The sequence below is a fragment of the Paenibacillus albidus genome (genome assembly GCF_014644435.1).
Lineage (GTDB): Bacteria > Bacillota > Bacilli > Paenibacillales > Paenibacillaceae > Paenibacillus_AQ > Paenibacillus_AQ albidus.
This window is the reverse complement of the sequence record NZ_BMKR01000005.1, coordinates 203,005-215,615: the sequence shown is the minus strand read 5'-3', so window position 1 is coordinate 215,615 and position 12,611 is coordinate 203,005. Positions and strand designations below refer to the sequence as shown.

At 49.4% G+C, this 12,611-nt stretch carries 15 protein-coding genes; 1 reads left to right on the top strand and 14 read right to left on the bottom strand.

The window, feature by feature from the left end; genetic code table 11:
- Positions 1-96 precede the first annotated feature (96 nt).
- Both IEY53_RS07530 and IEY53_RS07525 read right to left on the bottom strand, forming a co-directional pair.
- Entirely contained in the window at positions 97-336 is a 240-nt protein-coding gene (locus IEY53_RS07530; protein ID WP_189023532.1) for a hypothetical protein, read from the bottom strand.
- A gap of 31 nt (positions 337-367) precedes the next feature.
- Complete coding sequence (locus tag IEY53_RS07525) at positions 368-1,042, bottom strand: NAD(P)H-dependent oxidoreductase (RefSeq protein WP_189023530.1); 675 nt, start codon at positions 1,040-1,042, stop codon at positions 368-370.
- A gap of 141 nt (positions 1,043-1,183) precedes the next feature.
- Here IEY53_RS07525 and IEY53_RS07520 point away from each other — a divergent pair, with 141 nt between their 5' ends.
- The gene (locus IEY53_RS07520; RefSeq protein ID WP_189023528.1) at positions 1,184-1,576 is read left to right on the top strand and encodes a winged helix-turn-helix transcriptional regulator; all 393 of its coding nucleotides are present in this window, start codon (positions 1,184-1,186) and stop codon (positions 1,574-1,576) included.
- Positions 1,577-1,583: 7 nt separating this feature from the next.
- On the opposite strand, the gene IEY53_RS07515 is transcribed toward IEY53_RS07520, so the two are convergent.
- The 12 genes from IEY53_RS07515 to rhaB form a co-directional block, all read right to left on the bottom strand.
- Positions 1,584-1,964 carry a YkvA family protein gene (locus tag IEY53_RS07515; protein WP_229696036.1) on the bottom strand — a complete coding sequence of 127 codons (381 nt, stop codon included), beginning with the start codon at positions 1,962-1,964 and terminating at the stop codon, positions 1,584-1,586.
- 81 nt (positions 1,965-2,045) lie between these two features.
- Complete coding sequence (locus IEY53_RS07510) at positions 2,046-2,783, bottom strand: ABC transporter permease (RefSeq protein ID WP_189023526.1); 738 nt, start codon at positions 2,781-2,783, stop codon at positions 2,046-2,048.
- A gap of 15 nt (positions 2,784-2,798) precedes the next feature.
- Complete coding sequence (locus tag IEY53_RS07505; RefSeq protein WP_189023524.1) at positions 2,799-3,509, bottom strand: ABC transporter permease; 711 nt, start codon at positions 3,507-3,509, stop codon at positions 2,799-2,801.
- Positions 3,506-4,099, bottom strand: coding sequence for an ATP-binding cassette domain-containing protein (locus IEY53_RS35880; RefSeq protein ID WP_308424210.1), 594 nt, complete (start codon positions 4,097-4,099; stop codon positions 3,506-3,508). The genes IEY53_RS07505 and IEY53_RS35880 overlap by 4 nt, the downstream gene beginning before the upstream one ends.
- Before the next feature lie 41 nt (positions 4,100-4,140).
- Complete coding sequence (locus tag IEY53_RS35875) at positions 4,141-4,419, bottom strand: ATP-binding cassette domain-containing protein (protein ID WP_308424209.1); 279 nt, start codon at positions 4,417-4,419, stop codon at positions 4,141-4,143.
- Between the two features lie 96 nt (positions 4,420-4,515).
- Complete coding sequence (locus tag IEY53_RS07495; protein ID WP_189023522.1) at positions 4,516-5,508, bottom strand: sensor histidine kinase; 993 nt, start codon at positions 5,506-5,508, stop codon at positions 4,516-4,518.
- 137 nt (positions 5,509-5,645) lie between these two features.
- Complete coding sequence (locus IEY53_RS07490; protein ID WP_189023520.1) at positions 5,646-6,377, bottom strand: response regulator transcription factor; 732 nt, start codon at positions 6,375-6,377, stop codon at positions 5,646-5,648.
- A gap of 600 nt (positions 6,378-6,977) precedes the next feature.
- Positions 6,978-7,643 (bottom strand): response regulator transcription factor, encoded by a 666-nt coding sequence (locus IEY53_RS07485; RefSeq protein WP_189023518.1) that lies wholly within the window; start codon positions 7,641-7,643, stop codon positions 6,978-6,980.
- A complete protein-coding gene (locus tag IEY53_RS07480; RefSeq protein ID WP_189023516.1) occupies positions 7,643-8,914 on the bottom strand; it encodes a sensor histidine kinase in 1,272 nt (423 codons plus the stop codon). The genes IEY53_RS07485 and IEY53_RS07480 overlap by 1 nt, the downstream gene beginning before the upstream one ends.
- Entirely contained in the window at positions 8,833-9,609 is a 777-nt protein-coding gene (locus IEY53_RS07475; RefSeq protein ID WP_189023514.1) for a CPBP family intramembrane glutamic endopeptidase, read from the bottom strand. Before IEY53_RS07475 ends, IEY53_RS07480 begins: the two co-directional genes overlap by 82 nt.
- A gap of 231 nt (positions 9,610-9,840) precedes the next feature.
- The gene (gene rhaA / locus IEY53_RS07470) at positions 9,841-11,097 is read right to left on the bottom strand and encodes an L-rhamnose isomerase (RefSeq protein ID WP_189023512.1); all 1,257 of its coding nucleotides are present in this window, start codon (positions 11,095-11,097) and stop codon (positions 9,841-9,843) included.
- 11 nt (positions 11,098-11,108) lie between these two features.
- The gene (rhaB, locus tag IEY53_RS07465; RefSeq protein WP_189023510.1) at positions 11,109-12,593 is read right to left on the bottom strand and encodes a rhamnulokinase; all 1,485 of its coding nucleotides are present in this window, start codon (positions 12,591-12,593) and stop codon (positions 11,109-11,111) included.
- Positions 12,594-12,611: the final 18 nt, after the last annotated feature.

Genomic DNA, 12,611 nt, shown 5'->3' with positions numbered 1-12,611 from the left:
AATTTTTCTGATCAATTTCAGGAAATTCAATAGGGTAACGCAAAAAAGTTCACAGTTCCTCCGTTATCCGAAAGAACTGTGAACTTTGTATTTTGGCTAAAGACGGATATAGATACCCGACTTGTCATCGGATATTTTGAAGCGGGGGTAACGGATGCACTCTGCATCGTCCTGCTCCAGCTGCAGCAGCCACTTGGCATAGTGTTCAAGCCCCTGCTCAGAGATGTGACGGATCAGCGCCGGGGTGGCATCTTCCTTCCTAATGCTGCCTTCTTCCGGATAGAACAGCCCCTCAGTGACATCTCTCGACCCCAGGTCGATACTGCAGCGTTGCATTTCCTGGCCAAGCTTGGTGTTGGCTTGTTTATTATACCCACTGAATCACTTGCTCCGCCGATTGCCGTGTTTTGGGACGCGGCTCCTTCAGGCGGTAGCCAAACGCGGCCATGCAGGAAATTCCGAAATGCGCCGGGTCCATAATCCCCTCTTCCGTCAGAATCCGCTCAATTTCCTTCTTGTCAAAACCTTCTATCGGGCAAGAGTCGATGCCAATCTGGGCAGCGGCTGTCATCATGTTGCCAAGGGCCAGATAGGTCTGACGGCTGCTCCATTCAAACATGGCCCGCTCGTTACCCCATAAGCCGAAATCAGTTCTGAGGAATTTATCATACATAACTCCTTTGCCTGCTGCGACCTCTGCCGGCAGCTGCTGCACCTCCTGCATCATCCCTTGAATATAGTCCGAAGCGGCACCCATATCTTGGGGAAGCCTGGATAACAGCAGAACGAAATGACTCGCTGTCGGCAGCTGTTTCTGCGCTCCCCAGGCATAGGGACGCAGCTTTTCACGAATCTCCGGGTTCTGTACAATGACAAAACGCCAGGGCTCAAAGCCAAAGGAGCTTGGGGATAAACGGCCGGTCTCCAGAATAAAGTCGAAATCGGACTTGCTGATCTTCCGGCTGCTGTCAAATTCTTTGGCCGCATGTCTGAACTGGTAGGCGGACAAAATGTCTTGCTGGGTAGCGGTTAAGGTCTTCATCATGCATACTCCCTTTCTTCATCCATAGGTTGACTGTTTATTAATCACATGACTAATATTAAATCAAGTATAATGATTATAGAAGTACTTACATTATTGTTATGTAGTATACAAAATGATACTTAGGGAGTTGAGAGGACCTTGCGAAATCGAAAAGGCGGATTCGGGGATTTTCCCGACAGCAATAAGGAAGCTTGCCCAGTGGAATTCACTCTGGATGTCATTGGAGGGAAATGGAAGGGCATTCTGATCTATCATTTAATGGACGGGACCAAACGGTTTAATGAATTTCGCCGGATTTGTCCGGGCATTACACAGCGGATGTTGACTTTGCAGCTGCGGGAGCTGGAAGAGGACGGTGTGATCCACCGGGAGGTCTATCATCAGGTACCGCCCAAGGTAGAGTATTCTTTGACTCCTTTTGGCCAAACCCTGGGACCGATCATTAATCTGATGCGGATTTGGGGCGAGGAATACCAAACAAAACAGCTTTCCGCAGAAAGCTGCCCTGTTGAAACGGATATTCAGCTGTAGCCAACCTTTAATCCTTGGATTCACCATTAAAAAAAGCCTCTGACTTACTCCTGTGCTCATCCGTAACCTGACCGGCAATCGCCCGGACCCCTGCCGCTATAACAGCTGCATCATCCGTAAATCCAAGGCCGATGAACGCATCCGGAATCGTGTCCAGGGGGGAGATGAAATAGGCCAATGCTGCAAAAGCGATTCCTTTTGCCCAAAGCGGCGTCTTGGCGTCCACGGCACAATAATACATGGCAATGGCATCTTTGGTGAACGGGATCTTGCCGGCGAATTTCTTTGTTTTGGACCAGAAATTCTGTTTGACGAGTTCTTCGTTCTCCTTGCTGAATGGCAAATGCTCCACGGGGACTTTGGCGCTGCTGTTATCTGCTTGCATCATCAGGCATTCCTCCCGGAAGTGTCAGTAAATATGAAGATACGTCATTATATCATAATACGAGCCCTTATTAACTTCGGGCGGTCAGATTCTCCCCATCCTGATCAGGAGAAAACGCCGCCCTCCCCATATGTAGAATAAACTGGTCACGGCTAAAATCAGAATAAAAGGCAGCACATCAAGCCGTGGCGACAAGGCGGTCCCGCGCGGGAACATCACATAATAAGCGGCTGTAAAGGGGAACCAGGCCCCAATCGTTGCATGCAGCCCGGTGAGCACAATGTTGGGTATGACCATGGACACCGATAAAATCAAAGACGAAGCAAAGGAGCTCAGCCTCAGGGAAATCCATAATTGCAAAGCGGCAAAGGGTAAAATGGATAACCAGCCCCCCACTATGCCAACTAACAAGGCCCTCCCATCCAATTGACCTGGAACTCCCGTTCTGAGGCCCGCCAGCAAATAGGTGAGAACAAAACAAATCTGAGTTAACCCCATAAGCAGCATCAGCATCCCCAGTTTGGACCAGTAAATTCCGGTGCGGCGAATGGGCAGCGTTAACAGTTGCTTCCAGCCACCGTGGATATGCTCATACCGGCAGAGCAACGAGGCAAATATCCCCACGTACAACGGATAAAAAAACAAGGCATGAAATTCAATCATGTGATGATATAAGGTATCCCAGGAAGGCGGGAAAAAGGAAGCCAGATTGTCCAAACTATTGATTCCTAGCACCGTGACAACGGCCAGGTCAATTCCAATGAGAAGGAGAATGATCAAACGCTGCACCTTCATCCACTCCGCTGACATCAACCGTTTCATAACGGCCTCCTTTATTTAATAAAATTGTTTTTTGTGAAAATGGAACGCTCCTGCCGTTAGCAACACAAGACCAAATACCAGGCTGCATCCGATCCACAGCAAGTGCTGCGGGTTGAACGGGGTGGCCAGGGCAGGATATGTCCATGGCCATATTTTTATCCACCAGCTATGCGTATCCCGCGCCAGAAACAGACTGGTAACCGCCCCCAGGAACCCGATGGCCGCCGGAACAGCCTGATTGGAGAACTGGACCGACAACCACCATTGAAATGCCAGTGCCGCTATGGAGGCCAAACAGCTGTATAAAACTTGCTTGACCAGAAACAGAAACGGCAGCGGATCAGAAGTATAGAAGGACCACAGGATGCTCATTCCGGCAATGATCAACAAGGCTGTGCCCAGCAGCAGAGATAAGATCCAGAGGGTCTTGCTCCAATAGATCAACTGCCTGGATACAGGCAATGTGACGAGCTGCTTCCACTGCTGCGCTTCATATTCCACTCCGGCGAACATGCTGGCGAACAGCGCCGTATTGAGCAGCATCGTAAAGGGCAAAAACATATATATCACATTAAATGCGGCATATACTCCTTGCGGGGTTTTGCTGAAGTATAAATGCCATTCGAGCGCAACAAACGCAACGAACAAAATGGAGCTGATCACCGGAAGCAAGATGGCGGAAGGTTTAAGTTTCATCCCCTCTGCCAGCATCGCACGCCTGATCATAAGCTCGCCCCTTTACCCGTCAATTCCAGAAAAATATCTTCGAGCGATTTGGCCGTTTCCTTCACCTCGAGAATGTTGAACCCGCTCAACGCCTTAAATATTTGCGCCTGCATAAGAGGGGTTTCCCCTTCCAGCGATACCGATATCGTACGACCTCTACATTCCACCCCAATCCCCTGTTCTGCAAGGGTACGTGCGGCTTCTTCCGGACGGTCTAGCGCAAGGTGCAGTACTTTTCGGCTTTTATTTTGCAAGGTAACAAGGCCGCCCTGAAAGACCAGCTTGCCGCCGTTGATAATGCCGATCTCATCCGCTATAGTGTCCACCTCGCTCAGCAAATGGCTGGAGAGCATAATCGTTAGCCCCTGCTCGCGGGTCAAGGTCAACATCAGCTGCCGGATTTCCTGAATCCCCGCCGGATCAAGCCCATTTGTCGGCTCATCCAGAATCAGCAATTGCGGTTTCCTCAGCAGCGCGGAGGCCAGTCCGAGCCGCTGTTTCATCCCCAGCGAATAACCGCCCACCTTTTCCTTGGCACTTTCGGTCAGCCGGACAATGGCCAGGACCTCATCGATCCGGGAGTCCGGCAACCCAAGCAGCGTGGCAAGAATTTTTAAATTTTTATAACCTGTCAGATGCCCGTAATAGATGGATTCTCCACCAGCGAGCCCACCTTGCGCAGTATGTCCAGGCTGTTCTCCGGCATCAGCTGCCCAAAAAGGCGAATCGTCCCGGCATCGGGACGTATCAATCCGAGCAGCATTTTGATACTGGTTGTTTTACCGGCTCCATTGGGTCCCAAAAACCCGTAGATTTTCCCCTCCGGCACCCTCAAGCTCACATCATTTACCGAAATCCGTGTTCCGAACCGGCGTGTCATTCCCTCCGTCTCCACAATCAGCTGCGACACTCACAATCACCTCATATTCTGTAATACAGACAATTGTAGTCACCGGGAGTTGCAGCCAGGTAAACAAAAGTAAAAATCAAGTAAAAAAACCTGAAGCTACTCTGAGGGTTGAAGAAGCGAACCGGCAACGTAATTCAGATGGACAGAAACTACAGTGCCCTGATGCTGTTCGCTATGTATGGTCACCGTTCCTCCATGTTTTTCCACAAAATCCCTGGCAAGTGCAATCCCCAAACCGGAACCGTGTAGCCTTGTATGGGCGGACAGCCCCTCGTTTTGGCCGCCGGCATTCAGATGGGCAAGCTTACCTGGAGGGATCCCCTGCCCATTATCACGGATAAACATCGTTACTCCTTGTGGCATACAGCGCAGCTCCATAAGAATATGGCTTCCTGCAGGATTATGTACAACAGCGTTCCACAACAAGTTATGCAGCGCACGCTTAAGTAATCGGCGGTCAATAACAAGCTCCTGCTGTTCCTTATTGGTTTCAAAAGCAAAGGTAAAAGTTTCGGCAAGCGTCTGCTCAGCCAGGTCTGTAACAATCTTTCTGGTGAACTCAACGATTTCCGTCAGTTCCTTATGCAGCGGGAGTTCACCGCTATCCAATTGGTAGGAAGCATTCATATCCTCGATCAGCTGCTCCACCTGGATTGTTTTTTGTTCAATCAGTGCACCGAACTGCGCCATTTCTCCGGCGGACCAGTTATACTGCTGAACAGCAGCAATCATGGAACCATACCCGCGAATATAGGCCAGCGGTGTTTTAAGATCATGCCTTACCCCGGCGATCCAGTTCTTACGGTTCTCATCCCGTTCACGACGCTCATTCTCCGCCTGTCTAAGCACACGTGTTAACAAGGTCAACTGCCCGATAATTTCTTGATAAAAAGAATACGGCACCCGGATTTCATCCCCGGCAGCAGGCCTTCCCCGCCAATCGGTTCTTACCGGCTCCTCGTAATTCCCCTGTGCCAGCTGTCTCAGCCAGGTGAGCATATAAGAGACAGGTTTCGTCAAACTCCAGATAAACAGTACCAAGGCCAATAAACATAGCAGCAAAAAGACACCGGTCTGAGTCCAGCTCATGCTTCCTTTCTTTAAAAAAGGGAAAACTTCACGCAGTAAAATTAGGACAGTAGTAATGACTACCCAGCCAGCCACAACGCACACACTGAGGAGCAGCAAAAAAAGTGCGAGGCGTATTCCGATGCGCAGAAAGGTTCTCATGGCTTCCCCGCTGGCGCAGCCTCGGTATCAAACGGGGGACGCGGGACAAATTTATAACCCAATCCTCTAAAATTGACGATATACCTCGGCTGTTTGGGGTCCCGTTCAATTTTGCTGCGGATTTTGGATATGTATATCACGACTGTTTTTTCATCGCCAAGCTGCATCTGACCCCAGACCTGTTCATATAACTGTGCCACATTGAACAGGCGGCCCGGATGCTCGACAAAAAACAGCAACAGTGAAAATTCCTTGGCTGTACAGTGAACCCACTCGCCGCGAACACAAAGTTCTCCCGTTTCTTTGTTCATCTCAAAGTCGGCAAATTGATAGGAGGCCGGAGTTTTGTCCTGCAAGTATAACCGTCTTCTCGCCAGCTGTGCCTTTATCCGGGCCATAACTTCCAGCGCATTGAAGGGTTTCGTAATATAGTCATCTCCGCCCATGGCAAAGCCGGTCAACTTGTCATAATCGGCTGTTCGGGCCGTCAGAAACAAGATAGGGGCATACGTCCGTGTCCGCAGCTCCAGACACAGCTCGAACCCGTTCCTGTCCGGGAGCATCACATCCAGCACGATTAAATCCGGATTATAGCTGTCCAGCACCTGCAGCGCTTCGGCTCCGGTTCCCGCAATCTGCACGTCCATGAATCCCTCTTTGATCATCAGCAGCTCCAGCATATGGGCAATTCCAAGTTCATCTTCAATAATGAGTATACGTTCCTTCATATTGCCTTCCTCCTTTTACCATATTTATTATACTGCATAATTAAAGTCCGTTTCCAAGTAGGATAGACGCTAGTGCCCCGGGTGAACGCTACGCGAACGGACCGTTGTTCCAATCGCTCTGGTCCCCAGATTTTTTTCATTCCCCTTAGCGGTGAAAATCCGGTGACCAAGGCGAACGCTATCGCTTTTCCACAATCGTTCCGTCCTCTCCGCTGTTTAAGTGGGAAAAATTTCTATATCCACCCACGCATTTCAAAAAGAGCGGTTTTGGGCAACTGAAAAGCTACCGGGGATTCCGGTATTCAAAGCAAACTGCCAATGACCAAAAACGAGGACGTCCCATAAGTAGATTTTTCGATGAATGAGACAGTTCTGTGATTAAAAAAGGCCGTAAAATGTCAACAGAGCAACAATCCTCCCGTTACTGGAGAATCGTTGCTCTGTGTTTTTTGGTCATTAGCTGCTTGCTACCCCATGCCTTCTTAGACTCACCGTGACCTCTCGGTGGCCAGCAGCCTTGGTGCACTGGGCTCTAGCGGAGATTCCTGGCAATCGTCAATTCGGTAATGGACTATCGTTCCCCGGATTGCATGCGGTGTATCACTGTTCTCCTGTTGATAAATATCTTTTTAATAACAAAACTGCTTTAGCCCGGTCATTGGTACCGATCTTGGTATAAATGTCACTTAAATAGTTCTTTACCGTTCCCTGAGTCAAAAATAGTTTTTCGGCAATTTCCTTTGAGTTATATCCCTCTATAAGCAGCCTTGCTAGGTCAAGCTCTCTTTGCGTTAGCTCAGGTTCCTTACCTGCTATTCCAAAGCTGCTGTTCTTATTGCGGATATTGAGAGCAAGCTTTTGTGCCACTTTACCAGTAAGCAGCAAATTACCGGAAAGCGCTTCATTGATAGATTGAACAAGCTTCTCTCCATCGATGTCTTTAAGCAAATAACCGGAAGCTCCGTTGCATAAAGCCTCTATGATATACGCATCATCGTCAAAGGTCGTTAAGATGAGTATGATCACATGCGGGTGGAGCCTCTTAATGGCTTCGGTTGCCTTTACGCCACCCATACCCGGCATGCGGATGTCCATCAGGATGACATCCGGAACAACCGAGTGAAGCCGTTCAAGCGCTTCTTCGCCGGTTAGAGCCGTCCCAACGATCTCTATCTCCGATCTTATCGAAAGCAAAGTTTCCAGACCTTCAAGCATAATTCTCTGATCATCCACAAGCATGACTCTGATGTTGCGATTGCTATCCATTAACCGTCCCCCTTTGCAACAGGCATCCGGACATGGAGTGTAAATCCCTTCATCGGTTCACTTTGCACACTCAATTGACCTCCGATGGCTTCAATTCTTTCTTCCATCGATTTCAGACCAAACCCATATATGAATGAATCGCAGCCGCTTCCATTGTCCTTTACAATAACCTGAATCGTATCTTGCTCCTCAAGGACAGAGATCTTAATAGCACTTGCTTTGCCATGTTTTAGCGCATTGGTGATCGATTCCTTTATGAAGTTGATCATGACATACTCCTGAAGTGAGATTAGATGGGTGACCGCCTCATAGTGCAAAATAAATTGAACACCCGTCTGCTTCTCAGTATCGGTCATGATCTTCTGTATTCCTTCCATAAGCCCCAAGTCGCCAACAGTCCCGTCTTTTGCTTTTAATGTTTTGACAACCTGTCGGATGTTGCCGAGTCCTTGCTTCAGCTGCTCGCGTGCGATGAGGATCTTCCGAAGTGATTCCTCCGGTTTTCTATTGAAGAGCAGTTGGGCTCCCTCAAGGGCGACAATCGCTGTAGTTAACGTATGTCCCACCGTATCATGAACTTCTTCCGCAATCCGCGTTCTCTCTTTTAATGCCGCCATCTCTTCTCTCGTTCTAGCTTCCTGAATCAAAGATTCGTTTAATCGAAGGTTAATATCCCTTTGATTGAGCAGTAGCTTGGTGCTCCAGATGGGTATTACCAAAAACGAATAGCTCAAAATATGGAACATATTCCGCCATAAATCTTCTCCGCCTGGTGACCACAAAAAAATGTAGGCTAAATATCCACCATAGGCAAACGGAAAGGCGTACCACGACTTGTAATGCAACAGAAGATCCGCAATAAAGAGAACAAATACGATACTCTCAATTTCTGTTCCGCTTCGCAGGAATAAAAAAAAGAGGAGAACGATTTCGACAATCGGGGATACGGCTACAATCGGATGATACTTGGGATGATTTAACACTTGTTTCGAATGTCTTATGAAATAGAGCCCGATCAGGATCGTAACAACCATAAAGCCTTTATATTGAGATAAAACAAAGTAAAGCAATAGCAGGATCACGTAAGCGCACGCCAGTCCATAGAAAAATAATCTCGATACTTTCGTATTGCTTAGTGTATGAACTGTTGAAATATTTATGAGACCACACATCCCTTTAAATGGATCACTTACAGGAATCCTAAAACGACCGCAGTAACGGCTAAAAGCAAGGGAATAGCTTCCACCCCATGAATGATGACCGACGGCCAAAAGCTACGATATTTAGCGTTCAAAAAGCCGTAAAAAAACGATCCGACGAGAAGTATAGGGATATTCGATATTTTATGCAGGTGATAGGCAGCGAACAAAACACCGTTCATGGCCCAATCCCATTTTCCAAAAGCTCCCTTCATCTGGGGTAACAGAATGCCTCTGAAGAATAATTCTTCTCCAAGTAAATAGTTAAACAAGCAACTGACAAGCGCAATTCCGAGCAAATACCAGTCACCTACAAATTCAGGGCTCACCAGATTTTGTATATCTGCATAATCCTTAGGAGTCATGAAAGGGAAAAGCCGGTTCATCGCTTCTCCTATAAACGTGAACAAACCTGAGCTTTCAAAGAAAAAGGCGTACAGAATGATCGGAATCGTGAATAAATAAGCGAGTTTGTAGACTTTAAACGTTTTCGGATGAACCGGATGATTCAGCCACAGTCTTTTTTTCAGGTTCGCCCAGCTTAAACGGCCAAGTTCCCTTTTCAAAAGGATGACGGATAGTACAAACTGCCAGATCATGCCGACAATCATAAGCATCCAATAGAGAATACCCGGATGTATACTGACCATTGGTACCAGAATCGGCATCAGTACGAATCGAATAAAGAACATCGGCAACGTGACTAAAGCCCATAAACCCAATATTTTTCCAACACTATACTGCTTGACTACTATTTCGTTATCCAACCTTCCCACTCCTTCTCGACAAATATATTTCCCGAAGTAAATATATTAAAAAAGACCGTCATATGATAAGTGACGATCGTCATAAACCATGGATAACATCTCTTCCCACAATTACTTTCAGAAAAAAACCCTCAATCCCGAAGGAAAGAGGGTCTTAATGATGTGCTTATTGTGCGATTTTCTTCTCAATCGTTTCAAATCCCTTTGTGTCATTCCACATTCGATCAGCTCTTATCTTTTCAGCAACACTTCCTGCTCATATTTCTTCACTTCGCTCAACCAGCCTTCACGGACAGGCACACCTTGCTTCGCACAGTAGTAATCCCAGACCGCTCCGAAGGGATAGGATTTGAACTCCTCAACCAAGGCCAGTCTGGAGGTGTAATCTCCGGACAGCTCGATTTGCTTGAGCGTTTCCACCGGCTCCAGCATCGCCCGCAAGAGCGCTTTAATCGTGTTGCGCGTACCGATGACCCAGGCGGCAATATGGTTAATGCTGCCGTCGAAGAAATCGAGCCCGATATGGGTCCGGTCCAGCAATTGGCCGCGGACCAGCTCACGGGCGATCTCCAGCAGCTCGTCGTCCATCGTAACCACATGATCGCTGTCCCAGCGTACCGGGCGGCTGACATGCAGCAGAAGCCGGTCGCCGAACATCAGCCAAGAGGACAACTTATTGGAGATCACCTCGGTCGGATGGAAATGTCCGGCATCAAAACAGACGGCCTTGCCCATGCTCAAGGCATAACCCATATAGAACTCATGCGATCCGACGACATAACTCTCCGAGCCAATGCCGAACAGCTTGCTCTCCACAGCATCGATGTTATAGCTCTCGTCAATCTTTTCGCTGAAGATTTCATCAAGCGATTCCTTCAGCCGCACCCGTGGAGACAGCCGGTCGACCGGAGTATCCTTGTAGCCGTCCGGCACCCAGAAATTCGTTACGCACGGCTGGCCCAAGGCTTGGCCGAAGGATTCGGCGATCCGCCGCGAAGCTTGGCAATGCTTGATCCAGAAGTCACGGATCTCCTTGTCAGGATGGCTGAGGGTAAAGCCGTCTTTCGCTTTTTCATGGGAGAAGCAGGTAGGATTGAAATCAAGTCCCAGCCCCTGCTCCTTGGCCCAGTGCACCCAATTCTCAAAATGCTTGGGTTCGAGCTTGTCAAGCTCTACCTCCTCCTCCGTATCGGCATAGATCGCATGAAGATTGACCTTGTGACGTCCCGGAATCAGGGCCAGCGCCTGCTCCAGGTCCCGGCGCAGCTCTTCCGGCGTACCCGCCCGCCCGGGATAACTGCCTGTAACCGCAATCCCCCCGCCTAGCTCTTTGTCCTTATTCAAAAAACCTTTTACATCATCACCCTGCCAGCAGTGCAGCGAAATCTTGATCTCGGCCAGCTGTTCCAGCACCTGCTCCACATCAATGCCGTGCAACGCATAGAGTCTCTTCGCCTCATTATAGCTATTTAGTATGCTTTGCTCCATAATTCTCCTCCTTATGACCTGATAGTAAGATGCCAGCCAGAAAATTTCGCCAAAGCCGCCGCCTTCATGTCTTCCAGCGTGGCCTGCGGTTCATATACGGTTACTCCGAATGAGCGGTGAATGACGTCCCGGACCTCATGGATATCCCTGATCTCTCCGGAGCTGATAAGCTGCACAGCCAGGTTGCCCAGCGCCGTGGACTCGGTCGGTCCGGCATGGACCGCAATGCCGAGAAGATCGGCAGTGATCCGGCACAACAACATGTTGTTTGATCCGCCGCCCACGATATGAAGCCTGCCAATCCGTTCGCCAGTCAGCTGTTCGAGGTCTTTGACATAGCAGTAGTAAGACAGCGCCAGGCTGTCAAATATACATCTCGCGATTTCACCCAGGGTATGCGGCAGCGGCTGGCCCGTCTCGGCACAATACCGGCGGATTTCCCCGGTCATCGACGAAGGGTTCAGAAACCGCTCTGCATTGGGATAAATGATCGACCGGAACGGCTGGACGCTTGCCGCCAACTCCACCAGCTCCCCGTAGCTGTAGCGCCCTCCATTCTCCTCATGCACCTTCTGGATCAGCCACATCCCCATAATGTTCTTGAGAAACCGGGTCGTGCCGTACGCCCCCCACTCATTCGTATAATTGCTCTTCAACGCGTCGGGACCGGCAATCGGGGCTTTACGCTCGACGCCGATCAGCGACCAGGTCCCGCTGCTCAGATAGGCCCAGGGCTCATGGCCTGCCGCCGGAACTCCCAGCACAGCCGAAGCCGTATCATGAGAAGCTGCGGCAATGAATTGACATTCCGGCAGCTCTCCGCTGGCAGCCATTGCGGCATCCAGCCCTCCGAGAGCTTCTCCCGGCTCCGTAAGCGGCGGAAATTGGGTTCTGGCAAGTCCCAGCAAGGATAACAATTCTTCATCATAGTCCCGGGTATGAAGGTTCAGCAGCGCCGTTGTGGAAGCGTTGGTAACTTCGCTGATCTTCCGGCCCGTCAAGCGGAAATACAGATAGTCCGGAACCAGCAGAATGGATTCGGCTGCCTGCAGCTCCTGCTTGTCATGCACGTACAGCTGATACAATGTATTAAAAGAAAGATACTGGATTCCTGTCTTTGCGTAGATAGCTTCAAAGGGAAACTTCCCGTGCAGCTCTTCAGCGGCACCCTCTGTGCGGGAATCACGGTAAGCATAAACCTCATGTATGCGCTCTCCATTCCGGCCGACAAGCACGTAGTCCACCGCCCAGGTGTCAATCCCTACGGTACAGCGGTCAATCCCCCTCGTTTTGGCCTGGCGCAGACCCTCCACGATTTCCGCGTATAAATAATCCATATCCCAATAGAGATGCCCGCCCTTTTCTGCGAATCCGTTCTTGAAACGATGAATCTCCGTCAAGGTCAGGTTCCCGTCCTGCTGAATTTCTCCCCAGACCACACGTCCGCTGGAGGCACCAATATCAACGGCAATATGATGCTGATCACGCTTGCTCATCTGCACCTCTCCTCTTAC

What these genes read in the sequence shown, in the direction of transcription:
- IEY53_RS07530 (WP_189023532.1), bottom strand. Translation starts at nt 336, where the DNA reads ATGCAACGCTGCAGTATCGACCTGGGGTCGAGAGATGTCACTGAGGGG.
- IEY53_RS07515 (WP_229696036.1), bottom strand. Translation starts at nt 1,964, where the DNA reads ATGATGCAAGCAGATAACAGCAGCGCCAAAGTCCCCGTGGAGCATTTG.
- rhaB (WP_189023510.1), bottom strand. Translation starts at nt 12,593, where the DNA reads ATGAGCAAGCGTGATCAGCATCATATTGCCGTTGATATTGGTGCCTCC.
- rhaA (WP_189023512.1), bottom strand. Translation starts at nt 11,097, where the DNA reads ATGGAGCAAAGCATACTAAATAGCTATAATGAGGCGAAGAGACTCTAT.
- IEY53_RS07495 (WP_189023522.1), bottom strand. Translation starts at nt 5,508, where the DNA reads ATGAGCTGGACTCAGACCGGTGTCTTTTTGCTGCTATGTTTATTGGCC.
- IEY53_RS07485 (WP_189023518.1), bottom strand. Translation starts at nt 7,643, where the DNA reads ATGGATAGCAATCGCAACATCAGAGTCATGCTTGTGGATGATCAGAGA.
- IEY53_RS07505 (WP_189023524.1), bottom strand. Translation starts at nt 3,509, where the DNA reads ATGATCAGGCGTGCGATGCTGGCAGAGGGGATGAAACTTAAACCTTCC.
- IEY53_RS07490 (WP_189023520.1), bottom strand. Translation starts at nt 6,377, where the DNA reads ATGAAGGAACGTATACTCATTATTGAAGATGAACTTGGAATTGCCCAT.
- IEY53_RS07510 (WP_189023526.1), bottom strand. Translation starts at nt 2,783, where the DNA reads ATGAAACGGTTGATGTCAGCGGAGTGGATGAAGGTGCAGCGTTTGATC.
- IEY53_RS07525 (WP_189023530.1), bottom strand. Translation starts at nt 1,042, where the DNA reads ATGAAGACCTTAACCGCTACCCAGCAAGACATTTTGTCCGCCTACCAG.